The sequence below is a fragment of the Pseudomonas sp. SIMBA_041 genome (assembly GCF_046535095.1).
Taxonomy (GTDB): domain Bacteria; phylum Pseudomonadota; class Gammaproteobacteria; order Pseudomonadales; family Pseudomonadaceae; genus Aquipseudomonas; species Aquipseudomonas mucoides.
Window position 1 is genome coordinate 1 of record NZ_JAWRXJ010000430.1, and the last position, 265, is coordinate 265.

1 protein-coding gene is annotated in these 265 nt (G+C 26.8%); it reads left to right on the forward strand.

Going from position 1 to position 265, the window contains the following annotated elements; translation table 11 throughout:
- On the forward strand, positions 1–265 hold a 265-nt coding region (locus SB725_RS31785), incomplete at both ends, for a hypothetical protein (RefSeq protein ID WP_410923427.1).

The window sequence follows — 265 nt, forward strand, 5'->3', positions numbered from 1 at the left end:
GGATGCACAACTTTACAGGAAGTTAAGCTTTATGGGAATGGCGATAGCAGCCCTACAATAGGAACTATAAACCTTAATAATTTCACTTCGCTAAAATCTCTTTATATTGAAAATATTAACTTAAATAATTTATTACTTCAAGGGTGTAATGCATTAGAAAATATAACTCTTAAAGAATATACTACAAACACAATTAGTAATCCTCTAAATGTTTCTAATTTACCTAGTTTAAAAACTTTGACTTTTAATAATTACAATGTAAATC